This is a genomic window from Bacteroides fragilis NCTC 9343 (assembly GCF_000025985.1).
Taxonomy (GTDB): domain Bacteria; phylum Bacteroidota; class Bacteroidia; order Bacteroidales; family Bacteroidaceae; genus Bacteroides; species Bacteroides fragilis.
The window spans coordinates 136171-158710 of the sequence record NC_003228.3; the positions used below are offsets into that span (position 1 = coordinate 136171).

Annotated in this window: 20 protein-coding genes; 5 read left to right on the forward strand and 15 right to left on the reverse strand. The window is 46.0% G+C overall.

Annotation, left to right across the window (positions count from 1 at the left end; genetic code table 11):
• Window positions 1-46 precede the first annotated feature (46 nt).
• Entirely contained in the window at window positions 47-2224 is a 2178-nt protein-coding gene (locus BF9343_RS00580) for a S46 family peptidase (protein ID WP_010991919.1), read from the forward strand.
• 49 nt (window positions 2225-2273) lie between these two features.
• On the opposite strand, the gene BF9343_RS00585 is transcribed toward BF9343_RS00580, so the two are convergent.
• The 6 genes from BF9343_RS00585 to BF9343_RS00615 form a co-directional block, all read right to left on the reverse strand.
• On the reverse strand, window positions 2274-3137 hold the full coding sequence (locus BF9343_RS00585; protein ID WP_005783741.1) for a DMT family transporter: 864 nt from the start codon (window positions 3135-3137) through the stop codon (window positions 2274-2276).
• A gap of 746 nt (window positions 3138-3883) precedes the next feature.
• Window positions 3884-5794 carry a DEAD/DEAH box helicase gene (locus BF9343_RS00595; protein ID WP_011201875.1) on the reverse strand — a complete coding sequence of 637 codons (1911 nt, stop codon included), beginning with the start codon at window positions 5792-5794 and terminating at the stop codon, window positions 3884-3886.
• A 94-nt stretch (window positions 5795-5888) separates the two neighbouring features.
• On the reverse strand, window positions 5889-6944 hold the full coding sequence (locus BF9343_RS00600; protein ID WP_005783744.1) for a tyrosine-protein phosphatase: 1056 nt from the start codon (window positions 6942-6944) through the stop codon (window positions 5889-5891).
• A gap of 184 nt (window positions 6945-7128) precedes the next feature.
• A complete protein-coding gene (locus BF9343_RS00605) occupies window positions 7129-8049 on the reverse strand; it encodes a carbohydrate kinase family protein (RefSeq protein WP_005783746.1) in 921 nt (306 codons plus the stop codon).
• On the reverse strand, window positions 8037-8642 hold the full coding sequence (locus BF9343_RS00610; protein WP_005783748.1) for an SIS domain-containing protein: 606 nt from the start codon (window positions 8640-8642) through the stop codon (window positions 8037-8039). Before BF9343_RS00610 ends, BF9343_RS00605 begins: the two co-directional genes overlap by 13 nt.
• Window positions 8642-9172: an LOG family protein gene (locus BF9343_RS00615; protein WP_008657929.1), complete on the reverse strand. Its 531-nt coding sequence runs from the start codon at window positions 9170-9172 to the stop codon at window positions 8642-8644. The genes BF9343_RS00610 and BF9343_RS00615 overlap by 1 nt, the downstream gene beginning before the upstream one ends.
• 128 nt (window positions 9173-9300) lie before the next feature.
• Between BF9343_RS00615 and BF9343_RS00620 the strand changes: the two genes are divergently transcribed.
• Window positions 9301-10521: a M16 family metallopeptidase gene (locus BF9343_RS00620; RefSeq protein ID WP_008769163.1), complete on the forward strand. Its 1221-nt coding sequence runs from the start codon at window positions 9301-9303 to the stop codon at window positions 10519-10521.
• 165 nt (window positions 10522-10686) lie between these two features.
• On the opposite strand, the gene BF9343_RS00625 is transcribed toward BF9343_RS00620, so the two are convergent.
• Window positions 10687-11061, reverse strand: coding sequence for a hypothetical protein (locus tag BF9343_RS00625; RefSeq protein ID WP_011201878.1), 375 nt, complete (start codon window positions 11059-11061; stop codon window positions 10687-10689).
• Between the two features lie 223 nt (window positions 11062-11284).
• On the opposite strand from BF9343_RS00625, the gene BF9343_RS00630 reads away from it, so the two are divergent.
• Window positions 11285-11815 (forward strand): GNAT family N-acetyltransferase, encoded by a 531-nt coding sequence (locus BF9343_RS00630; RefSeq protein ID WP_005783757.1) that lies wholly within the window; start codon window positions 11285-11287, stop codon window positions 11813-11815.
• Window positions 11816-11961: 146 nt separating this feature from the next.
• On the opposite strand, the gene uxuA is transcribed toward BF9343_RS00630, so the two are convergent.
• The 6 genes from uxuA to dapB all read right to left on the reverse strand — a co-directional run bounded on the left by uxuA (window position 11962) and on the right by dapB (window position 18076).
• Window positions 11962-13170, reverse strand: coding sequence for a mannonate dehydratase (gene uxuA, locus BF9343_RS00635; protein ID WP_005801936.1), 1209 nt, complete (start codon window positions 13168-13170; stop codon window positions 11962-11964).
• A 96-nt stretch (window positions 13171-13266) separates the two neighbouring features.
• Window positions 13267-14079, reverse strand: a complete 813-nt coding sequence (locus BF9343_RS00640) for an SDR family oxidoreductase (RefSeq protein ID WP_005783762.1) — start codon at window positions 14077-14079, stop codon at window positions 13267-13269.
• Window positions 14080-14207: 128 nt separating this feature from the next.
• Window positions 14208-14852 (reverse strand): WbqC family protein, encoded by a 645-nt coding sequence (locus tag BF9343_RS00645; RefSeq protein WP_010991923.1) that lies wholly within the window; start codon window positions 14850-14852, stop codon window positions 14208-14210.
• Window positions 14853-14915: 63 nt separating this feature from the next.
• Window positions 14916-15851, reverse strand: a complete 936-nt coding sequence (gene lepB, locus BF9343_RS00650; protein WP_005783767.1) for a signal peptidase I — start codon at window positions 15849-15851, stop codon at window positions 14916-14918.
• 7 nt (window positions 15852-15858) lie between these two features.
• A complete protein-coding gene (locus tag BF9343_RS00655) occupies window positions 15859-17343 on the reverse strand; it encodes a S26 family signal peptidase (RefSeq protein ID WP_005783769.1) in 1485 nt (494 codons plus the stop codon).
• Between the two features lie 4 nt (window positions 17344-17347).
• The gene (gene dapB / locus BF9343_RS00660) at window positions 17348-18076 is read right to left on the reverse strand and encodes a 4-hydroxy-tetrahydrodipicolinate reductase (RefSeq protein WP_010991924.1); all 729 of its coding nucleotides are present in this window, start codon (window positions 18074-18076) and stop codon (window positions 17348-17350) included.
• Window positions 18077-18171: 95 nt separating this feature from the next.
• Between dapB and BF9343_RS00665 the strand changes: the two genes are divergently transcribed.
• Both BF9343_RS00665 and BF9343_RS00670 read left to right on the forward strand, forming a co-directional pair.
• Window positions 18172-19440: a DUF2851 family protein gene (locus BF9343_RS00665; protein WP_008769170.1), complete on the forward strand. Its 1269-nt coding sequence runs from the start codon at window positions 18172-18174 to the stop codon at window positions 19438-19440.
• Between the two features lie 91 nt (window positions 19441-19531).
• Entirely contained in the window at window positions 19532-20092 is a 561-nt protein-coding gene (locus BF9343_RS00670) for a DUF4348 domain-containing protein (protein ID WP_005783777.1), read from the forward strand.
• A 193-nt stretch (window positions 20093-20285) separates the two neighbouring features.
• Here the strand turns inward: BF9343_RS00670 and BF9343_RS00675 are convergent, their stop codons facing one another.
• Window positions 20286-21218, reverse strand: coding sequence for a tRNA-dihydrouridine synthase family protein (locus tag BF9343_RS00675; RefSeq protein WP_010991925.1), 933 nt, complete (start codon window positions 21216-21218; stop codon window positions 20286-20288).
• A 6-nt stretch (window positions 21219-21224) separates the two neighbouring features.
• On the reverse strand, window positions 21225-22445 hold the full coding sequence (locus BF9343_RS00680; protein WP_005783781.1) for a hypothetical protein: 1221 nt from the start codon (window positions 22443-22445) through the stop codon (window positions 21225-21227).
• Window positions 22446-22540: the final 95 nt, after the last annotated feature.

The following is a 22540-nucleotide window of genomic DNA, read 5'->3' on the forward strand; positions in this document are numbered from 1 at the left end:
AGCGTGTCGCCAGAGAAAAGAAGATGAATAAACATGATTTATATAAATGAATAAAATGAAAGTGATTACCTCTTTCCACAACGGAAAGAGGTGGGGGGAGGCTCTGTTTCTGGCATTGCTTTTACTCTATCCGGTTTCGATGCATGCCGATGAAGGTATGTGGATGCTTGGCAATTTGAATAAAGAAACCCGTAAGACGATGAAAGAGTTGGGTTTGCAGATGCCTGCCGACCAACTTTATAGCACCAGGCACCCGTCTCTGAAAGACGCTGTGGTCAGTTTCGGAGGATTCTGTTCGGGAGTAGTCGTCTCCGAAGATGGCTTGGTGTTTACCAATCACCATTGCGGATTCAGCAGCATACAGCAACACAGTTCGGTGGATCATGATTATTTGAAAGATGGGTTCACGGCACATAGCCGGGAGGAAGAATTGCCCAATCCCGAGCTGTATGTCCGGTTTCTGCTTCGTACGGAAAACGTAACCCGGCGGGTACTGAAAGCTACGACACCCGGTATGACCGAATCCGAACGCAGCCTGGCCATCGATTCGATGATGGTGTTGCTGGGAGATGAAGTCACTAAGAAGGACTCTACACTGGTCGGCATTGTGGATGCGTATTACGGTGGCAATGAGTTTTGGCTTTCTGTTTACCGCGATTTCAACGATGTACGCCTGGTGTTTGCTCCACCGTCTTCCATCGGTAAGTTTGGTTGGGATACGGACAATTGGATGTGGCCCCGTCATACTGGCGATTTCTGCGTCTTTCGTATCTATGCCGGTAAAGACAACCGTCCTGCCGACTATTCACCCGACAACGTGCCCTATCGTCCCGAATACGTGGCTCCCATCACATTGGATGGATACAAAGAAGGTTCATTCTGCATGACTCTGGGTTATCCCGGTAGCACGGAACGTTATCTTTCTTCGTTTGGCATCGAAGAGATGATGAACGGCATGAACCAGGCTATGATCGATGTCCGCGGAGTGAAACAGGCCATTTGGAAACGTGAGATGGATCGCAGGGATTCCATCCGTATCAAGTATGCGTCAAAATATGATGAAAGTTCCAATTACTGGAAAAACAGCATCGGAACCAATAAAGCGATACGCAAGCTGAAGGTGCTTGACAAGAAACGGCAGGCGGAAGAAGCACTCCGGCAGTGGATTCAGAAGACTCCGGCAGAACGTGAGAAACTGTTGCATCTGATGTCGTCGCTCGAACTGAATTATAAGGACCGCAAGGAGGTGAACCGGGCGATGTCTTATTTCGGGGAGTCATTTATCAATGGTCCCGAGCTGGTGCAATTTGCGTTGACTATCCTCAATTTTGATTTTGAGGCGGAACAGAAACAGGTCGTGGCCCAGCTCCAGAAATTACTCGATAAGTATGCAAATTATGACGTTTCCATCGATAAGGAGGTGTTTGTGGCCATGCTGAAGGAGTATCGGAGCAAAGTGGATAAGGCTTATCTGCCCGATCTTTATCAGACCATAGATACACTTTACGGAGGCAATGAACAGATGTATGTCGACACGTTGTATGCTCATTCGGAACTTACCTCCCCCCGCGGCTTGAAGCGTTTTCTGGAGCGTGACACAACTTTCCACATGATCGATGATCCTGCAGTCTCGCTGGGCATCGATCTCATTGTAAAGCTCTTCGATATGCGTAGTCAGATGGCTGAGGCTTCCGACAATATAGAGAAGGACGAACGTGAGTTCAATGCTGCCATGAGACGGATGTATGCCGACCGTAATTTCTATCCCGATGCCAATTCTACCATGCGGTTGAGTTTCGGTACCATTGGCAGTTATTCACCTTACGATGGGGCTGATTATGGCTATTACACTACGGTGAAGGGTATTTTCGAGAAGGTAAAAGAGCACAGCGGCGATCCCGACTTTGCCGTGCAACCCGAGGTGCTGTCCCTGCTGTCATCGGGTGATTTCGGGCGTTATGCCGATACGAAGGGAGACATGAATGTCTGCTTTATCTCAAACAACGACATCACAGGTGGAAACTCCGGCAGCGCCATGTTCAATGGCAAAGGCGAATTGCTGGGATTGGCGTTCGATGGAAACTGGGAAGCCATGAGCAGTGATATTGTTTTCGAGCCCGATGTGCAACGCTGCATTGGGGTCGATGTGCGTTATATGCTCTTTATTATCGAGAAGTTTGGTAAAGCAAGCCATCTGATACAAGAACTGAAAATAGAGGGGTGAGGGCATCACTTACCGCAGAATAACGCAGGGTACGGTTTCGACATACCTCCTAACGTTTCAGTATAATAACGATTACTGCCGAAATAATCAGCAGAATACCGATCCCGATGCTTTGGGTAAAGGGTTCGCCGAATATAAAGATACCTACACAAACAGCTGTCACCGGCTCCATGGCTCCAAGTACGGAAGTGAGCGTGGAGCCGATGCTTTTTACCGCCCGTACCAATGCCAGGTTGGAGACCACTGTCGGGATCAGTGCCAGGAGTACCAGGTTTCCACCCGTGTGCCAGTCAGGGATGGTTTGTATGCCTGTAGTAGTACCTATGCCTGCCAGCAATAAGAGCGTGCCGAACAGGAAAACATAGAAAGTAAGCCGTAATCCCTTCATCTGTCCGATTTTGAGCTGGCTGACCGTAACCAGATAAAGTGCATATCCCAAAGCCGACAGGAGGACGATAAATAATCCGAGGGCGGTAATTCCTCCCGAACTGTCGCCATAAGAGAGGCAGGAGACACCGACCACTGCGAGGGCGATAGCAAAGAAGCGCCACGTCGATTTCCTTTCGCGGAAGAAGATCATCATGATCAGAGTGGTCAATACCGGATACATGAAATGAATGGTGGTGGCTACGCCGCTTGCCATAAATTTATATCCCCAGAACAGAAAGACTGCGGACATCAGATACAGAAAAGCAAGTAACATTAATGACGGGATCTCTTTCCGCTTGATATGGAAAGACTGCTTGTCTAGCAATAGGATGCATCCCAATGCCAGGCAGGCAAACAGGAACCGGTAGAACAGAATGGACTCGAAGTTCATTCCTTCACGCATGGCAGGGATCGTGAAAAGAGGAATAAGGCCGAAAGAGGCCGACGACAGCAAACCGTAAAGGAAACCATTCAATTTGTTCATACCCGAAAACTATTACCTGTTTTTTTTAATTCACGCAAAGGTAGCACTTTTAAAGACAATAATAAAGAGGGGAAGGATTTTTACTATGGGGGATCGCAACTCGTGTTCACTGCGGATTCCACAGCTTTCCGCAGATAAATATCATTCGTTACCCATAGGTCAGGTTTACTCTTTGTTGCTCTGCGGTGGATGTTGTCATTTTGACTTTTTGCTTTTCCGACCCATTCAGAATCGTTTATTTCGGCCCTCTCTCCTGTGGAGGTAATAAAAATGGCTGGATTTTGCATCAGGGAAAGGATCCGATGCTTGAGAATTCTTCTGTTTCCTTTCTGATTTTTGCTATAAGCGGTGATCTGTGAGCAAATAGACCTTTCGGATAAAAATATAGTGCCTTTTTGATAGTTCGTTCGTGCTCCTCTTCGGATACCAACCGACTCGGAAACGGGAGCTTTTATGAAGAATGTACCGATAGAGTGGGTCTCTTCTTCCGATGCAGCAGGCATTTGCTCCCGATGCAGTAACCTTTTGGGGTAAATGCAGTAAGCATTTCATCCGGGAGCTTGCTTGTCGGAACGGGAAAGCCCGGCTCTCCGTCTCACTCAGACGGTAGCTGAGTGGGATGAAGCGCCGGGCTTTCGTTCGGGATCTCTCTGAAAGAGTGATCTTATAAAGAGGGAAGGTTGGTCAGAAACGGCTATTTGAATCCTTTTGTAAGTCCGTCAGCCGTTTTTCCTGTCCTTTTGTATTTAGCTCTTTTTAGGCTTTCTTCTTGCCCATCCTTCTTCGCTGAAGTCGGGTTCGGCATCTTTAAAGAACTGTTTCCATTCATCTTTGCCTTTGGGGCCGCGGGCTGCGGAATATCCCCGTTCCTCACGGCTTGGCTTTTTGCCTTTCCGGCTGTCGGCTTGTTTGCTGTCTTTGCTGCCTTTGCCTCTCTCTTTGCGGTCGGCAGATGGAGCGCTGCTTCTTCCTCTGCCACCCTGATCGTTACCTTCATTCCGCTTTCCACGTCCTTTGTGCTCTGTAGATGCCTCTTCTCCGGCTACCTCTACTGTGACTTTACGTCCGTTCCAGTTTGTCCGGTTCAGCGCCTTTACGACGTTTTGTGCTTGTTTCTCTTCCACTTCGAAGAACGAGAAATTCTTCATCAGGTCGATGCGTCCCAATTCTACTCTTCCTCGTGTGTTATTGTTGAGCAAGGTGATCAGTTCGTGAGGGAAGAAGTTATCCATCTTACCCAGATTGATGAAAAGGCGGGTGTAACCCGGTTCTGCCTGGCGGCTGCTTTTTCCTTCACGGCTTTTTCCGGCGCGTTCGCTGCGGCTATCAGTCGGCACCTCTATTTCTTCGCGGTTGCGATAATAGTCGACAAACCGGTTGAACTCATGCGATACCATGCGCTTGATGAGGTCTTCTTTACTCAGCCACTCCAGTTTACGGTAAATCTCAGGCATGAAATCATTGATATCCTCCTCGTTTACCTTTACTTTTTCAAGATCGTCTATCACTTTGAGAAGCTGTTTCTCGCAGATCTGCTTACCGGTAGGCATTTCACCGGCAATGAATTTCTTACCGATGATGCGTTCTATTTCGCGCATCTTTCCTTTTTCACGCAAATTGATGATGGCGATGGATGTACCTGTCTTTCCGGCACGTCCTGTACGTCCGCTACGGTGCGTATAACTTTCCGTATCGTCCGGCAATCCGTAGTTGATGACGTGTGTCAGGTCGTCTACGTCCAGTCCGCGTGCGGCTACATCGGTGGCTACCAGAATCTGGATGTTGCGGATGCGAAACTTCTGCATCACCGTGTCACGCTGTGCCTGTGAGAGTTCTCCGTGCAACGAGTCAGCGTTATAACCTTCCTGCATCAGTTTATCGGCAATTTCCTGTGTCTCTTTGCGGGTACGGCAGAAGATGATACCGTAAATCTGCGGATAATAGTCTACGATGCGTTTCAGGGCGGCGTATTTATCTTTTGCATGTACGGTATAGACCACATGCTTCACGTTGCTCGTACTTTCGTTCTTGCGTCCGATGGTGATCTCTTTTGCATTGTGAAGGTAGTTCTTCGAAATACGGGCTATTTCCGGGCTCATAGTGGCCGAGAAAAGCAGTGTGTTACGTTCTTGTGGAACATCTGCCAGGATGGCATTGATACTGTCCGTAAAGCCCATATTGAGCATTTCGTCCGCTTCGTCCATCACTACGTTTGTGACAGTGGCAAGAGATACCGTTTTGCGTTCCATCAGGTCGAGGAGTCGCCCCGGTGTGGCAACAATGATATGCACACCCCGTTTCAGGCTGCGTATCTGGCTGTCGATGGATGAACCGCCGTATACGGGCAATACTTTCAGCCCGTCGATGTATTTGGAATAGTCGTTCAGGTCGCCTGCTATCTGGAGGCAAAGCTCGCGTGTGGGGCAAAGAACGAGTGATTGAGGTATTCTGTTTTTTACGTTAATTTTCTGGATGAGGGGCAAGCCAAACGCTGCGGTCTTACCCGTCCCTGTCTGTGCAAGAGCTACTACATCATTATTCTCTCCTAATAGGTATGGAATCACTTCCTCCTGTACCGGCATGGGATTCTCGTATCCCATCTCTTCAATAGCTTTACGTATCTCCGGAGAAACGCCAAGCTCTTCAAATGTCTTCATTAAATCTCTGTATATCTTTATTTTCGGGTGCAAAGATACGCATTAATTGTGAATAATGAATGATAACAATAAATAATGATGAACAAAAAGTGCGTTATTCCAGTAAGATGGTGCGTAGCCTGTGTATGTCTTCGGACTGAAGGCCGATTGCCTTTCGCAGATAGGTGGGTACATCACCGTATTTCCGCTCTATCTCGTCTTTGGCTGCATTGAGAAAGTCTTCTTTTGCCGAAAAGAGGGTGGTGATGGCTTCCTGTGAATTGACCGGCAGGTTATAGGCGTATTTGGAGGCTTTGGGGATGTTGAAGTAATCGTTGCTCAAACGGTAATCTTCCATAATGATATCTGCATTGACATCTAAAGAGGCCAGTATCAGTGCGGATACAATGCCTGTCCGTCCTTTTCCCGACGAGCAGTGAATCACGACCGGATAACTGTTTTTATCGAGCAGGATGTCGAAAATCTCTTTATATTCCTTTTGGTATTTTGCCACCAGTTCACGATTCATCGCTTCTACCATGTGGTAAATGGTATCTGTCTTGATCTTCTCTTGCTGTATGCCGTGCAGGATATGTTCCATGTCGCCCGTGTTGATGGGGATATGTACTACATTGAATCCCTTTTGCAAGGGAGGTGTATTATGGAGTTCGCTCTCGGAGCGCAGATCCAGAATGGTCTTGATACCCAGGTTTTGCAGTTTCCTGAGGGCAAAGCAATTCAGGCTGTCTATCTGTGCCGAACGGTAGAGCTTGCCCCAACGTACATGCTTTCCGGTGGCGGATTTGTAACCTCCCAAGTCACGGAAGTTTTGAATGCCGGGCATATTCACGTTGCGGGGAGCCACTTTCACACGGTATTTATCGTTGAACACCAGCATGTAATAAGAGCGCCTGGAAGGATCGTTGGTCACAATCGTCATTCGCGCATCGGAGATATTGGCCATGGCAACCGGATTATCTTCGGGTATGAATTCCGGATTGTCGGATGTATATACTTTCACCTGCCCCTTGATGAGAGGAGTCGTTTCCCATTTAAGAATACAGTTTCCTATATTATTCTCTTCGCAAACCACCGAAATGTTAGGAGACATGTCTGTGCACGAAGGCAGAATAAGTAAAATAGTTAGTAAATTGAACAGGTTCTTGTACATAGTTTGTATTTGTCTGAAAGCACTGATTGCAAAGATAGGAATTCTCGTTACATGGTATAATTACTTTGCGATAATTAGGCAACGTTAATAGTAATTAGCTACGAATTGCAGGCTACAAGCTACAGGTAACCGTGCCGGATGACTGTACATTCATTCGCAGTTTGTAGCCCGTAGCTTATTGCTTTCAACGGTAGTTGGCCGCAAACTCCCCGGATATGGAGTTGTTGAAACTTTTGCAGACTTCGGCTGCAAAGTCTTGTCCGCATTGTATCACTTTATCCCAGGTCTCTTCACTCAGGTGTTGCAAGTCACGGTACCGGACGTCGTACTTTAGCATGCCGTAGATCAGCCCGGCATTAAAATTGTCTCCTGCACCGATAGTGCTGACTGCCTCTAATGGCGCGACAGGATACTCTTTGGATATTGCGTTCGTACGCAGTGAGATTCTTTCGGCTCCGGCTGTGCAAAGGAAGAGCGGACAATAGAACTTTATCTTGTCCTTGTAGATTTTTTCTACGTCTTTGATTCCGTACATATAATAGAAGTCTTCCAAAGAACCTCTTACAATGTCGGCATATTCCAGGTTCTCGATAATGGTCGGAGCCAGTTTCATCGCTTCATTCTTGTGTGAGGATCGGAAATTGGGATCGTAGTATACAATCGCTCTTTTTTCTTTTGCTATGTCCAGCAGCTCCAATATCTTATCACGCAATACCGGATTGAGAGCATAATATGAACCGATGACAATGATGTCGTCTTCATTGATGGACGGGAATAAAACGTCCAGCCGCTGTTTTGGGTAGTCTTTATAGAAGATATATTCTGCATCGCTGTGTTCGTTGAGGAAAGCCAGGGATACGGGCGATTTGCCGTCCGGAAACACGTTGACGTGATCCGTCGGGATGTGATTGTCACGCATGAATTGCAGAATGATGTTTCCTACATGGTCATTCCCTGTTTCACTGATGAAGCATACATTGACTCCCATGCGTCCCAAAGAAACGATGCCGTTGAATACAGAGCCTCCGGGAACGGCTGCCGAAGGCTGGTCGTTTCGGAAGATGATATCGAGTATAGTCTCTCCGATGCCGATTACTTTACGCATAGTTTTCTTGATTTTTCGCCCAAGTAGCCACCGTGATGGCGTTTGGAGTATTCTTCAATAGTAAATTCGGTCCTTTTCATGGTTTGCACTACGAGAATATCGCCGATGACGGTCATTACCGTAGTCGAAGTGGTCGGAGTCATCCCCAGGGTACAAACTTCGGCAGGATGTCCTGTGCTCAGGCATACATCCGATTCGCTGGCAAGCGGACTGTCCGGATTGCCGGTGATGACAATGAATTTCAGACCCGGATTCAGGTTGTGGGCCAGCTGGGTTAACTCTACGATTTCACGGGTTTTACCTGAATTTGAAATCAATAATAACAGGTCGTTCTCTTGCAGGATGCCCAGATCGCCGTGTTGTGCCTCGCTGGGGTGCAGGAAGACAGAGGGAATTCCGGTCGAACAAAACGTAGTGGCGATGTTCATCGCTATTTGTCCGGCTTTACCCATGCCGGAAGTTACAAGTTTGCCTTTTTTTCTGTGTATTTGTTCCACTATTAATTCAACGGCCTTTTCGTAGGCATCAGTCACAGGAATATTCAGCACAGCTTGTGCTTCCTTTTGCAGGAGTTCTTGAATAGATTCAATCATTATATCTTAATTGTTAATTCATTAAATGTGTTTGCTACTTCATAATAGGAGGACAGAGGGTGACGGGTGAATCCTCTTGCCTGTAATTCGCTGAGCACGGCGAGCAGTGGGTTGTAGAAACCATCTGCATTGTAGAAGATCACTTTCTTCTGATGATAGCCGATGGAAGCGGCTGCCATGACATGAAATACCTCATCCAGCGTGCCTATGCCGCCGGGAAGGGCCACCAATACATCCGATTGTTGCAGGATGATATCCTTGCGGTCGCTCAGGTCGTGTGTGGCGATTATCTCATCGGGGTATGTACTTACTTTGCCGTTTTCTTCCAGTTTGGAAGGTACTACACCGATGACATGTCCCCCGTTTTCTTTGACTGCTTTGGCCACGCATTCCATGAGTCCGAGGTTGGCACCACCATAGATAAGTGTCTTGCCGTTTTTCCCCATCCATTCGCCAATCTGATGGGCGGCATCGAAGTATATCGGGTCGATGCTGCCGGATGCGGAACAGAAAATTCCTATCTTCTCCATAAGGGTTATTGATGTTATAGCTTACAAATATCTGCAATTTTCTATAAACGACAATAAGTTTTATTGTATTTTTGTGTCCTCAACCTAACTTAATAGTAAGAATGAAGCAGTTAAGTACCCGTGCAGAAATGCAATATAATATACATACCCTGTCCAATGGACTTCGCATTATTCATGAACCCTCTTCTTCGAAGGTGGCTTATTGCGGATTTGCCGTAGATGCCGGAACCCGTGATGAGGCCGAAAATGAACAAGGAATGGCTCACTTTGTAGAGCATCTTATTTTTAAAGGTACCCGGAAACGGAAGGCTTGGCATATCCTGAACCGCATGGAGAATGTGGGTGGCGATCTGAATGCGTATACCAATAAAGAGGAAACTGTGATCTATTCGGCATTTCTGACTGAGCACTTCGGAAGGGCACTGGAACTGCTGGCGGATATCGTTTTCCATTCCACCTTTCCGCAGAACGAAATCGAAAAAGAGACAGAGGTGATTATCGATGAAATACAGTCGTACGAAGACACTCCTTCGGAATTGATTTTTGATGACTTTGAAGATATGATCTTTCGCAATCATCCGTTAGGACGTAATATCCTGGGCAGACCCGATCTGCTGAAGAAATTCCGGAGCGAGGATGCCATGGCTTTTACTTCCCGGTTTTATCAACCCTCCAATATGGTATTCTTTGTCCTGGGTGATTTCAATTTTCAGAAAATAGTCCGTCAGGTGGAGAAGCTGTTAGTGGATCTTCCGTTGGTTACGGTTGAGAATCAGCGTACGATACCTCCGCTTTATGTACCCGAGCAGTTGGTTGTTCACAAGGAGACCCATCAGGCACATGTGATGATTGGCAGTCGGGGATATAATGCCTATGATGACAAGCGTACCGCATTGTATCTGCTGAATAATATTCTGGGTGGTCCGGGGATGAACAGTCGTCTGAATGTCTCTCTGCGCGAACGCAGGGGACTGGTCTATACGGTGGAGTCCAACTTAACGTCATATACCGATACGGGGGCTTTCTGCATTTATTTCGGTACCGATCCGGAGGATGTGGATACTTGTCTGAAACTGACTTACAAGGAGCTGAAACGGATGCGTGATGTGAAGATGACCTCTTCGCAATTGATGGCTGCCAAAAAGCAACTGATCGGCCAGATCGGGGTCGCTTCCGATAATAACGAAAACAATGCGCTGGGAATGGCGAAGACTTTTCTGCATTACAATAAGTATGAATCATCCGAATCTGTTTTCCGGCGTATCGAAGCCTTGACGGCAGAAGGACTGTTGGAGGTAGCCAATGAAATGTTTGCAGAGGAATATCTCTCTACACTGATTTACAGATAAGAAAAAAGGAAGAGGGTGCATCTGAGGATTGACATTACTATTAGACACACAATTAATACTTATATAAATCTTTACGATGCACTCTCTGACCTTGGAATATATAAACTAAAAAAACATCCTGGTGCGGGCTGTATATGAACCTATAGAGCCGTGATGCAGAAAGTGCTAAATAAGGATATGCCTGAGCGCAAATACATCGTATTTTTGTGCAGGCTTAACTCTGTTACGGAGGGTATAGGTAGAAGTATCTTCTTTGAATGTTATCGGTCTCTGAGCATCCGTCTTGATAGCGGGATGGAAGTTATTGCCCTGTTTATACGGATTGGCTGAATCCGAAACCGATTTCTTAAGCAGTATCCCCTGATTGAAGTCAAACAGATCGTGACCGGAGTTATCAAAAGAGGGAACATTGTGAGTGTGGCTTTTTACGGCAGTAGTGACCGCCACCCCGTTATTTACGGGCTGTAGAGCACTGCTTTTCTGGGTACCGAATACCAAAAACAACAGGCATAACATTAGTAGTTTGATGTATGCTGCCATAATTGGCGGCAAATGTATGGATTAATATGGCTTTTTGGTCCGGGTGACTCTGCTTTTTCTCGCTTATTAATTATTTTTAATAGTATTGGATTGAACCTGTCGGGGGATGTCCGTCGGTGAATAATGCCTGCATATCTTCTGCTTAAAAAGATTGCGTAAAAATGTTTAAAGACCGCTGTCTTCCGGCTTATTCAGCTTATCTTTGCTCGAAAACATAGAATTTATGATGACATTAATCCGTATTACGAGTGCTGACGATTCACGTCTGAACCGTTTGATTCCTTTGTACGAGGAGTCTTTTCCCGAAAGTGAGAGAAGAAAAATCGGGCAGTTGAAGCGAATGATTGAGAACCATGCCCCAATGTATTTCAATGCTATTGAATGTGATGGAGAATTGAGTGGAATGTTTGTATATTGGGATATGGGTGACTTCTACTATCTGGAACATTTGGCTGTATTCCCTGAGATGCGGAATAAAAAGATAGGGCAGCAAGTGCTTGATTATGTGGCTGAACACCTGAAAGGGGTACGCCTGCTCGAAGTAGAACCTACAGAAGATGAAATGACTACCCGTCGTGTGAATTACTACCGGCGTAATGGATATGAAGTGCTGGATAAAACTTATGTGCAGCCTTCTTATCATGCGTTGGAAGATGCTTGTCCGCTTTGGATTATGGGAAGTGAAGATTCTCCCCGGTTGGCTGAGCAGGTAGAAAGAATCAAGGAGGAGGTGTACAGGCAGCAAGTCGGCTGACCCTTGTACAAACCTTGTATATTTGTCGATATACTATTGATTCCACAGATTAGCAGAGATTGATTGTCCTATTGGGGAATCTGTGTTAATCTGTGGAATCTGTATTTGTACCGGATAAAGAAGTTGGCTGTTGTAGCTTTCGGATTTTAAAAGATTGACTTTGCAATTCCCATTTCCAATCCCCTTAACTCGGCAAGTCCTCGCAGGCGTCCTATGCAGGAGTATCCCGGGTTCGTTTTCTTTTTAAGGTCATCCACCATCTGGTGTCCGTGGTCCGGGCGCATGGGGATCGATACTTTTCTTCTCTGTTGTAACTCCAGGAAGGCTTTCATGACGTGATACATGTCCACGTCTCCTTCCAGGTGATTGGCTTCGTAGAAATTACCTTCAGCATCCCGTTGGGTACTTCGGAAATGGACAAAGTTGATCCGGTCTCCGAACCGTCTCATCATACCTTCCAAGTCATTGGCACAGCTTACACCGAGTGATCCGGTACAAAGGCAGAGTCCGTTCGATTCGTTAGGGACGGCATCGATCAGTGCCTGAAAATCTTCTGCACAGCTCATGATGCGTGGCAAACCGAGAATGGAGCAAGGAGGATCGTCCGGGTGGATAACCAGCTTCACACCGGCTTCGTCTGCCGTCGAAGTTATTTCTTTGAGGAAATAGATTAAGTGGGTGCGTAACTTTTCTGCATCGATGCCTCTGTATCGGTCCAATTCATGCTGAAATTGCTCCAATGTGAAGCTTTCTTCCGAACCGGGAAGCCCGGCAATCATATTACGGACAAGGAGCTGTTTCTCCTTTTCGTCCATCTGTTCAAACCGGATTCTCGCTTTCGTTTTTTCTTCATCTGTGTATTCGGTTTCGGCACCCGGCCGTTTCAGTAAGAAAAGATCAAAAGCTATGAAGGCGGCGCGTTCAAAACGCAGGGCTTTGGAGCCATCGGGGAGGGTATAGGCAAGATCCGTACGAGTCCAGTCGAGCACAGGCATAAAATTGTAAGTAACGATATGGATGCCGCATTGTCCCAAGTTACGCAAACTTTCTTTATAATTCTCGATGTATTTCCGAAAGTTGCCAGTCTGGGTTTTGATATGTTCGTGTACCGGGACACTCTCTACTACCGACCATTTCAGGCCGACAGATTCGATCAGTTCCTTTCGTTTCATAATTTCTTCGACGGTCCACACTTCACCGTTGGGAATGTGGTGTAAAGCGTTAACAATACCCGTAGCTCCGGCTTGTTTAATATCCCAAAGGCTGACAGGATCGTCCGGTCCGTACCAACGCCAGGTTTGTTCGGATAAAAAGAGTTTGTCTTTTGGTAAAGTCATGATATCTGGTTGATTCATAAGTCTGTTTTTATTTGAGGTTGGTTTAATCAGTCAGTGTGTCTGTTCTGTCTCTTCCCTTTTCAGATATGTGTGGGATCAGAAGTTAGACTTTCTTTACATCGCAAAGGCATTGAATCCTCCATCCACTACCGCCACTGTACCCGTTACAAAGCTTGCTGCGTCGCTGATGAGGTATTGAATTGTTCCGCATAACTCTTCGGCACGTCCCATACGCCCGAATGGCGTTTGACGGATTACGTCTTGTCCCCGTTGTGTATAGGTGCCGTCCGGATTGGTTAGTAGTGCACGATTCTGTTCTGTCAGGAAGAATCCCGGGGCGATGGCATTTATACGGATTCCTTCACCAAACTTTTTGGCAATCTCCGTGGCCATAAATGCGGTGAAATTGGAGATCCCGGCCTTGGCAGCGGCATAGCCGGCCACACGCGTCAAAGGGCGGAAAGCAGCCATGGAGGAGAAATTGACGATAGCGCCCGCTCTTTGCTCCACCATGGGTTTCAGGAATACTTGTGTCGGCAGTATCGTACCGGTCAGGTTCAGATCCAATACTTTCTGGAATTCATCTATTTTCAGGTCAAAGATATCGCCTGTAGGTGAGATCGTAGCTCCCGGCATATTGCCTCCTGCCGCATTGAGTAATGCATCTATCCGCCCATAAGCTTTCAGTATATCCGCCAGGTTCTGTTCAAGTATCTTCCGGTCGAGTACATCGGTTGTCAGAAACAGCGCTTCACCTCCTTGGGTACGAATTGATTCTACAATCTTATTACCCACTTCGGTTTTACGTCCGAGGAGAATGACTTTGGCACCTTCTTCTGCCAGGTGGGCTGCAATTGCTTTTCCTAATACTCCCGTTCCACCGGTAATGACTACTACTTTGTCCTTTACACTAAATAAGTTTGCCATACTATTGCTTTTAAAGGTTAGACTTCTTGTCTTGTGGCTTCGTTATCGCACACGCAGAGCGCAAATATAGCTATAAAGTTGATGGGATGGTTTAAAAAAAGAGGGAAATTCAAGGGGATCGCTCCCTTTTATTGAGAATCGGCACATGTTTTCTGCAGTATCAGCAGGCTTTCCGGTCCCATATTAAACAGAAGGTCGATGATGCTCAGGTTGGGTAGAAAACCGTAGCGGGCTTCGAATACCTGATAGTAAGGCTGAGGGATAAATTCCGGATCTGTCCGGTGAAAATCTTTCTTGGGATGGATCGCTTCGCGAAAATCGATTTCGTTCGGGGCAAAGTCTGTTTTATATTCTTTCGTCCGTTCAATGGCAGGCTGTATATCTATCAGTTCGCAAACCAGTCGGCATAATTCTTCGTTGAAGTCCGTCAGAAATTCATATTTTTTCTCATAGAACGGGCGAAAATCATCTTTGTAATATTCAAAAAATGGAGTACTGTTATAGGCCGACTCTATTGCATTCCAGTGTAGATGCCTCCAATTCCCATGATCCGAAATCCGGATATCTTTCATCGGGCATTTAGGCTCTTCCGGTTTTACGATGGGGATAGAAAGTGCCAGTTCGCCTTCCGGTCCGGCAATGGTACAACGGTTCCGGTAGGTCTGCTTCATGTAATGGTCGTGTTGTTCGATGAATATTTTATCGTAGTTCAACAATTTGCTGTAGTATTCTACAGGAGCCAGATAGGCAGAAGAAAGATAGGCAACTTTCATTGGTAATTGATGATTAGTGATTACTTGATTGTTATTATATAATTTGTTATCCGGGGATACGAACTATTTTACCGGTTGGAAGAATCGTTCCCAGCGGTATCCGCTAAAGATTCCCGTATGGTCTGTTTTTGAGAACCAGATTCGTGAAGCTTTTCCAATGACATGATCCTGCGGTACGAAACCGAACAGGCGGGAATCGGAAAGATTTACCGAATTATTGGAAGCCATCCAGTAATAATCTTTGGTGAAATAACAATGTTGTGAAGGACGTCCTTCGATGTAGAGCGTATCGTTTCGGATCTCCGCCTGTTTACCCTCATGCAGTACCAGCGTGTTTCGTAACAATGTCCGGTTCCACGGATATACCCGGACTGCTTTTCCTTTACCCGGAACAATAAGTGGTTTAGCTTCTTCCTGTAAGCTTTGTTGTAAAGGCTGTATCCAGCTTTTCCCGTTCATAGCCTGATCGAGCAAATAATACTCATAGCGGCTGAAGCTCCGTACATTTTTTCCTTCGTGTTGTCCCATCAGTTCATTAGGGCCAATAGAAAGAATAGAAAGCAATGAATCCAGTTGCTGTTCCTTGGTTTGCGGATACGTATATAGTTGTTTCCGGTCCGGTCCGAGTTGTGTGCTACGGTCGACCACGTTGAAGAGTGAATCGATAAGTAACGTATCCCCCGGTACACCGATGCATCGGCTTATATAAATCTCTCTTCGGTCTATAACGGGTTCTTTGATACCCGCAGGGTTATTGAATACGACGATGTCGTCTTTATGTATGGGACTTTCTCCCCAGCGGTGGTAGGAGAATAATGACATATAGGGTACACGAAGTCCGTAGCTCCATTTATTTACCAGAATACGTTCACCCTGAAAAAGGGAATTCTCCATACCCGCCGAAGGTATCAGGCATGAGGTAAAAGCAAAGCCGCGGAGCAACAGTACGATGACCATTGCTCCGGCAAAAGCTATAATCCATTTGAGTCCCTTTCCCATTGATTACTCAGTCTACCCACTTAAAGATGCGGTTCCAGCGGATTTTACCATCGAACCAGTTACGGTCTTTATCTAATGATAACCATACGACGATCGGTTTACCTACTACGTGATCTTCCGGTACGAATCCCCAATAGCGAGAGTCGGCGGAATTATGACGGTTATCGCCCATCATCCAATAATAATCCATCTGGAAAGTGTATTGGTTTGTCTTCACACCGTTGATGTAGATTCCGTCTTCTTTCTGTTCCAGTTTATTGCCTTCATAAGCAGTGATACACCGTTCATAAATGGGCAGATTGTCCGGGGTCAGTGTGATGGTGGCACCCTTTGCCGGAATCCAGATAGGGCCGTAGTCACTACGATTCCAATGGGTATTTAAATTCAGGGGATACACTTCTCCGGAGTATTCTTCCGGTTCTATTACAATCTTACCGACTAATTTTTTGTTACCGGATAGAGTGTCATACATCTTCTTCGTTAACGGAAGATGATAAACAGGATTCAGTCCACCTTGGGCATTTCGTCCGTCCAATCCCAGCTCAATCAGTCCCTCTTCATAGCCTGCTCCTTCGGGAGTTAGTCTTTGGTCGGCTTTGCTGATACCCAGTTCGCGGAACATTTCTTCCGTGATGTACGGGCCGGTAGTTTGCACAAAATAGTTGAATTGCAAGTTTTCCGGGTTTTCAATGGCCTTGCCATCAATCATAACCTGACCGTTGATAATCTGGAGTGTATCTCCCGGAAGTCCTACACAACGTTTTACATAGTTCTCCCGGCGGTCTACCGGACGGGTAACAACTTTACCATATCGTTGAGGGTTTGACAGTATCTCTTTCCGACCGGCATTATAGTATAAATCATACACTGTCTTCTGCTGCTCCCGAGTCAGGCTGTCCATGTCGATCGGGTTCGGGTAAATCTGCTTTCCGATGTTGTACGCCAATGTATAAAAGTCTGCATCCTGGAAATTCAGTGCGACGGTATCTCCCGCAGGGAAGTTAAACACTACGATGTCATTCAGTTTCACTTTACCGAATCCGGGTACACGTTTGTATTTCCATTGCGGCCATTCAATATAGGATTTAGTATTCAGAATCGGCAATGTATGTTGTGCCAAGGGCATTGATAGCGGTGTGTTCGGCACACGGGGGCCGTAACTCATTTTGCTCACGTAGAGGAAGTCTCCAACCAGCAGCGATTTTTCCAGTGACGATGATGGGATCTGATAATTCTGAAAAACATAGATGTTTACGAAATATACTGCTACCAAAGCGAAAACGATGGCATCTACCCAACTCATCACACTACGGACCGTCGGGTTTTTAGATTTCTTCCAGAACGACCAGGGAATCTTTTTGGTGATGTAGATGTCGAAGATGAAAGGAACTACGATCAGTCCCCACCAGCTTTTCACCCAAATCAGGAATATCAGATACAAAAGAATGGCAATGGAACACTTTATCCATTGAGTACGTGTTGCTTTTCTCATGATGTTAATCTTTTAAGAATGGGAATAAATCACTCATACCCAGATAGCCTTCATGGGCTGCTGTATACTCAGCCGCCAATACGGCTCCCAATGCGAAACCTCCCCGGTTTTTGGCATCGTGGGTGATGGAGATACTGTCTGCTTCGGAGTCATAGCGGATGGTATGGATACCGAATACTTCTCCTTCGCGAATAGAGTGGATCGGCAATTCATTGGTTGCATGTGCTTCCTCTTTTACCCAGACGCTTTTGCGTTTCATATTTTCAAGGATTCCTTCTGCCAGTGTGATCGCTGTTCCGCTTGGTGCATCGAGCTTGTGTACGTGGTGGGTTTCGCTCATGGTTACGTCATAGGCGGGGAATTGGTTCATTATCTTAGCCAGATACTTGTTGACAGCCGAGAAGATAGTTACTCCCAAACTGAAATTAGATGACCAGAATAAGGTCTTTCCACCTTTGTTACACAGTTCTTTTACTTCGTCACCGTGCTCTGCCATCCATCCGGTACTGCCCGAAACCAACTTTACACCTGCTTTGAAAGCTTTCATATAATTGCTGTAGGCTACCATGGGATTAGTGAATTCAATGGCCACATCTGCCGATTTGAACGCTTCGGATTCGAAATCATCCTGGTTGTTGATGTCGATAATGCTGACAATTTCGTGTCCGCGACTGAGGGCAACCTTTTCGATTTCTTTGCCCATTTTTCCGTAACCTATTAATGCTATTTTCATTGTTTTACTGACTTTATAGACTTTATATCCAAAATATTAGTCGCAAAGATAAGATTTTTATTACATTTGTCGAGCACATTAACGTCTTGTTAACAATGGAACAACTCCTGCACTATGTGTGGAAACACAAAATCTTCCCTCTCCATGAACTGCAAACAACCACCGGGCTGCCTGTTGAAGTGATTGATACCGGATTGCCGAATTCTGATTCCGGCCCCGATTTTTTTAATGCCAAACTAAAAATCGGTGGTACGCTTTGGGTAGGTAATGTCGAAATACATACTGCTTCTTCTGATTGGTTTCGTCACGGACATGACCGTGACATAGCGTATGACTCAGTGATTCTGCACATTGTCACAGAGATCGATTGCGAGATATATCGTTCCAATGGGGAACCGGTTCCGCAACTCCGGTTACCTTGCCCCGAACAGGTGAAAGAGCATTATGATGAGCTTTGCCGGGCAGATATACACCCGCCTTGCTATTCCATTCTGGAAACCCTTCCTAAATTAACGATTCACTCCTGGCTGACCGCTTTACAGACAGAGCGCTTTGATCAGAAGAACCGAACCATAACTCGGCGACTCCAACGTTGCAATCAGCATTGGGAAGATGCTTTTTTCATCACGTTGGCACGTAATTTCGGATTCGGGCTGAATGGAGATGCTTTTGAGACTTGGGCAAATCTGCTCTCGTTTCGTGCCATTGATAAGCATCGTGACGATCTGACACAGGTGGAAGCTTTCTTCTTCGGACAAGCCGGTTTGTTGGAGGGAGAATCCGCCGACGATTATTTCAGTTGGATGCAGAAAGAATTCCGTTATTTGCAACACAAGTTTGAACTTCCTCCGGTGATGAATCCCTCTTTGTGGCGTTTCCTCCGTCTTCGTCCGGGTAACTTTCCCCATGTGAGACTGGCACAATTAGCTTCACTTTATTACAGAGAACGCTCTTTGTTTTCACGGGTCATGGAAGCGGAGACTCTGAAAGATCTGAAACATATTTTTGCCGGTCACACTTCTGCTTATTGGGAAGAACATTTCATGTTTGGCAAATCCTCCCCACGGAGAGAGAAAAGTATTGGTGCCGGTGCAAAGGAGCTGATCATTATCAATACGGTCATTCCTTTTCTGTATGCATATGGCCTGCATAAAGCCGACGAACGGCTGTGTGAGCGTGCGGCCTCATTACTTGAAGAACTGAAAGCTGAAAATAATTATGTTACCCGTATGTGGAGCGGAGCCGGCATTCCGGTTCAGACAGCGGCAGATAGCCAGGCGTTGTTACAATTGCAGAAAGAATATTGCGATAAGAAGAAGTGTCTTTATTGCCGTTTCGGCTATGAGTATCTGAGACATAAATAATTCTGTCCCTCCGAGTTGGATATTAGGAAGATATATTATCTTTGCCCGCTGAAAATGCGGGGTGAGATTCCCCGTTCTAAATCCATTCGTTATGAAAGTGAAAAGATTTGTGCTTTGTCTGTTTATGCTTACCCTGATAGGGGGTATTTGCTTTATTTCCTGTGGAAATACTTCGAAAGCGAAGGCAGAGAGTGATGTTGCTGCGGAGACGGCTGAGGAGACCTTCCAGTCGTTTCTGAAGAAATTCACCTCAAGTGCTTCTTTCCAGTATACCCGTGTCAAGTTTCCGTTGAAAACTCCCATCACCTTGATGACGGACGATGGGAATAGTGAAAAGACCTTCCCCTTTACTCAGGAAAAATGGCCGTTGCTGGATGCCGAGACTCTGAAAGAGGAACGCATCACTCAGGAAGAAGGAGGAATTTATGTTTCTAAGTTTACGGTAAACGAACCGACACATAAAGAGTTTGAAGCCGGATATGAAGAGTCGGAAGTAGATCTTCGTGTGATCTTCGACTTGATTGATGGTAAGTGGTACGTGACCGATTGCTATACCGGATGGTATGGATACGACCTTCCGATTGACGATCTGAACGAAACTGTGAAACAAGTGAAAGAAGAAAACGACACTTTCAAAGAATTGCATCCGTAGGAACGTAAAAAACGGTGGGAGAGAAGGGCTAAGAGGGCTCTCCCTTTTTTCGGATACCGGTGCGTCAATTTAAGAGGGATGTATCAAAATTCGTATTTGCCACAGAGTAACACAGATAACTATCATTAGTTATTAATGGATGAGGCTCACTCAGTGAAACTCTGTGTTACTCTGTGGTGAATTACATTTTTTATCAAAATGCCGAACGGACGGCAATGTTGTATTTGGCAAGCGTAGTGCTTTTATGGATAGCTTTCCAGCTCTTTCGGTCTATTTGTGGGGCCAGATACTCCCAGAACGTTTTCATCTTAGTCACCAGTTGTGCTTCGCCACCTTGTATCTGTGTCTCATAGTGTTGGAAAACGGCTGTGTGCAGTGCTCTCAACTTTTCTCTCCATTCTTCAGGCATAAGTTTCCTGCCTTCTTTATATTCCCAACCCAATGCAGGGTTTGCCAATAATCCGCGGCCGATCATCACTCCGGTAAGTTTCGGAAACTTTTCGGTGATGCACCGGATGTCTTCTATGGTCAGGATGTCTCCGTTGTAGATAACAGGATGTCTGCATGCTTCGTAGAAAGCTGTAAAGCCCTCCATATTTACTTCTCCTTTGTATTGCTGGATACCTAAGCGGGGGTGAACGATAATCTCGGTCAGCGGAGCCGCATTCAATAGAGGCAACAGGGTCAAACATTCATCCGGCTTTTTCCATCCCAAGCGCATTTTTACTGAGAAGCTCACATCGGGATACTGTTCGATCTGTTTGAGTAATGTTTCCACTTTATCAGGGTGGGGCAGCATGCCCGATCCACATTGCCGTTTTGCCAACATCGGGAAAGGGCAACCGAGGTTAATGTCCATCTCCCGATAGCCTTGTTCGATGAAAAGGGCGATTATTCGCTCTGTTTTGTCCATCTCGGAGGCTATAAGTTGTGGAATGAGGTGAGGAACCCGGTTGTTTTCGGGAAGAATATCCCGTACATCCTTATGGCGGAATTCTCCCCGATCTATTCGTACGAAAGGAGTATGATAGACATCCACACCGCCGAAAACGGCGGCATGGGCATTGCGATAGGCTGCTTCGGTATAACCTTGCAGCGGAGCGAGGTGGATAGGTAATGTATTCATCTGTTTTTAGAACATAAACATGGCTACACCTACGATGCGGTTGTTACCAACGGAGTGTGTATCGATGATTTTACCGTTTTTAAGATACAGTGAGCCATAAGCGGCGGAAGTATAGGTATATTCCACTCCAAACTTCCAGTGGTTGACATTATAGGTCAGTTCAGCACCGGCTGTCACCACTTGGTCCACATTGGTTCCTGTTCCGTATACTTGATTGGATGCCAGGGCATCGCTTGTTCCCATATTCTTGACATATCCCAGGAAGATACCCGGTTTCCATTTCTGTCCGTATACTACGTTCAGCCATGAACTGGATACCCGGATCGGTGTATACTTTTGTTCTCCGGTCCGATTATCGATGGATTTGATTCCGAATCCTCCCAGCATGGAGGTTTGTGTCAGGTTGGAGCCTAATACGGTTTTAGCACCTACAAACCAATCTTTATTGCTATACTTCACATGACCTTCGTAAGACAGGGTGGTGATGCGCTCGTTCACTTTATAGACTTGGTCCTCTACTTTAGACTCTGTACGAGGCTTCAGAGAGAGCAGTTCGATTCCTGCTCCGGCTATCCATCCATTGGCTTTATAGTCGAGTCCCAGATAGAACTCAGGAACACAACTGTTCTTTATATAAGTCTGACTTTTACCGACAATACCTTGTGACAGATACTGTGATTGCCAGATAGCTGCTCCCGTCAGTTGGAACCCTTTGTGTGTATAGCGGTAACGAATTTGTGGAGCACGGCTGAACGGTTGGAAAGGTGCTCCGACCGAAAGATTCAGGATTTGAGGTGATACGTCACCGAAGAGCGGATGCCAGGTTTGTCCGAGCAAAAGAGCCGAACGTCCCCAATCCAGGTTCAGGTAAGCATGACGCAAGCGTATAGTAGAGTAAGAAGTACCTGAACCGCGGAAGTCTGCTTCCACTTTGGCGGAAGTCATGGCGCGTCCCAGTTTAGGTCCCTTTACATCCAATCCCAGGCGGGTATATAGGGTGTAAAAGCTACCGTTGGCAGTTGCATTTAAATCTCTGCCATTGCTATCGAATACTTCGTCTTTGGGGTACATGTAAAACAATCCGTCTACTGTCTCTTCGTTGGCACGACTGTTGTAATAAAGGTCTGTGCGAATCTGTCCGTAAAACTTATAACTAAAGTCCTTTTTTTGAGCAAAACTGCTTATTGCCATTATCAGGCAAGCAGATAAAATCAGATGCTTCTTCATTTTTTGTGTTATTTGTTAGATACATTAGGGATTTACCCGTTGAAGTTATTATCTTAAATCAATGCAAAGTGGTTGTTTCACGCTGCAAAGGTAAG

Bases quoted from the DNA above. Each gene is read 5' to 3' on its own strand.
- BF9343_RS00640 (WP_005783762.1), bottom strand. From the start codon at position 14,079: ATGGCAAACTTATTTAGTGTAAAGGACAAAGTAGTAGTCATTACCGGT.
- BF9343_RS00610 (WP_005783748.1), bottom strand. From the start codon at position 8,642: ATGATTGAATCTATTCAAGAACTCCTGCAAAAGGAAGCACAAGCTGTG.
- BF9343_RS00625 (WP_011201878.1), bottom strand. From the start codon at position 11,061: ATGGCAGCATACATCAAACTACTAATGTTATGCCTGTTGTTTTTGGTA.
- uxuA (WP_005801936.1), bottom strand. From the start codon at position 13,170: ATGAATCAACCAGATATCATGACTTTACCAAAAGACAAACTCTTTTTA.
- BF9343_RS00630 (WP_005783757.1), top strand. From the start codon at position 11,285: ATGATGACATTAATCCGTATTACGAGTGCTGACGATTCACGTCTGAAC.
- BF9343_RS00620 (WP_008769163.1), top strand. From the start codon at position 9,301: ATGCAATATAATATACATACCCTGTCCAATGGACTTCGCATTATTCAT.
- BF9343_RS00605 (WP_005783746.1), bottom strand. From the start codon at position 8,049: ATGCGTAAAGTAATCGGCATCGGAGAGACTATACTCGATATCATCTTC.
- BF9343_RS00595 (WP_011201875.1), bottom strand. From the start codon at position 5,794: ATGAAGACATTTGAAGAGCTTGGCGTTTCTCCGGAGATACGTAAAGCT.
- BF9343_RS00670 (WP_005783777.1), top strand. From the start codon at position 19,532: ATGAAAGTGAAAAGATTTGTGCTTTGTCTGTTTATGCTTACCCTGATA.
- BF9343_RS00675 (WP_010991925.1), bottom strand. From the start codon at position 21,218: ATGAATACATTACCTATCCACCTCGCTCCGCTGCAAGGTTATACCGAA.
- BF9343_RS00585 (WP_005783741.1), bottom strand. From the start codon at position 3,137: ATGAACAAATTGAATGGTTTCCTTTACGGTTTGCTGTCGTCGGCCTCT.
- BF9343_RS00665 (WP_008769170.1), top strand. From the start codon at position 18,172: ATGGAACAACTCCTGCACTATGTGTGGAAACACAAAATCTTCCCTCTC.
- BF9343_RS00615 (WP_008657929.1), bottom strand. From the start codon at position 9,172: ATGGAGAAGATAGGAATTTTCTGTTCCGCATCCGGCAGCATCGACCCG.
- BF9343_RS00680 (WP_005783781.1), bottom strand. From the start codon at position 22,445: ATGAAGAAGCATCTGATTTTATCTGCTTGCCTGATAATGGCAATAAGC.
- BF9343_RS00655 (WP_005783769.1), bottom strand. From the start codon at position 17,343: ATGAGAAAAGCAACACGTACTCAATGGATAAAGTGTTCCATTGCCATT.
- BF9343_RS00580 (WP_010991919.1), top strand. From the start codon at position 47: ATGAATAAAATGAAAGTGATTACCTCTTTCCACAACGGAAAGAGGTGG.
- lepB (WP_005783767.1), bottom strand. From the start codon at position 15,851: ATGGGAAAGGGACTCAAATGGATTATAGCTTTTGCCGGAGCAATGGTC.
- BF9343_RS00600 (WP_005783744.1), bottom strand. From the start codon at position 6,944: ATGTACAAGAACCTGTTCAATTTACTAACTATTTTACTTATTCTGCCT.
- dapB (WP_010991924.1), bottom strand. From the start codon at position 18,076: ATGAAAATAGCATTAATAGGTTACGGAAAAATGGGCAAAGAAATCGAA.
- BF9343_RS00645 (WP_010991923.1), bottom strand. From the start codon at position 14,852: ATGAAAGTTGCCTATCTTTCTTCTGCCTATCTGGCTCCTGTAGAATAC.